Here is a 450-nt window from a genome sequence, read left to right on the forward strand (position 1 = left end):
CCCCCAGCGCGGCCGCGCTCTCCGGGTCCGTGGCCACGCGGGTGAGCGCCGCGGCCAGGTCGGCCACGAACCGGTCGGGGTCGAGCGGCGTGCCCGTGCCGTCGTCGGACTGCTCGATCGGGACCAGCAGGCCGGTGGCGCCGTCGTCGACCACCTCGGGGATGCCGCCGGTGGCCGTGCCCACCACGGGCAGGCCCACCGCCATGGCCTCCAGGTTCACGATGCCGAGCGGCTCGTAGACGCTCGGGCACACGAAGACGGTGCACGCGGCGAGGACGGCGATCAGGTCGGGTCGCGGCAGCATCTCCTCGATCCAGACCACACCGGTGCGGGTCTCGCGCAGGCGTTCGACCAGGCCCACCACCTCGGCCATGATCTCGGGCGTGTCAGGGGCGCCGGCGCACAGCACGAGCTGCACCTCGGGCGGCAGCTCGGCGGCGGCGCGCAGCA

1 protein-coding gene is annotated in these 450 nt (G+C 75.1%); it reads right to left on the reverse strand.

Annotation, left to right across the window (positions count from 1 at the left end; genetic code table 11):
- Positions 1 to 450: glycosyltransferase (locus tag PROKR_RS36130; protein WP_036968927.1), on the reverse strand; the 450-nt coding region annotated here is incomplete at both ends.

The sequence above is a fragment of the Promicromonospora kroppenstedtii DSM 19349 genome, assembly GCF_000515355.1.
GTDB lineage: Bacteria > Actinomycetota > Actinomycetes > Actinomycetales > Cellulomonadaceae > Promicromonospora > Promicromonospora kroppenstedtii.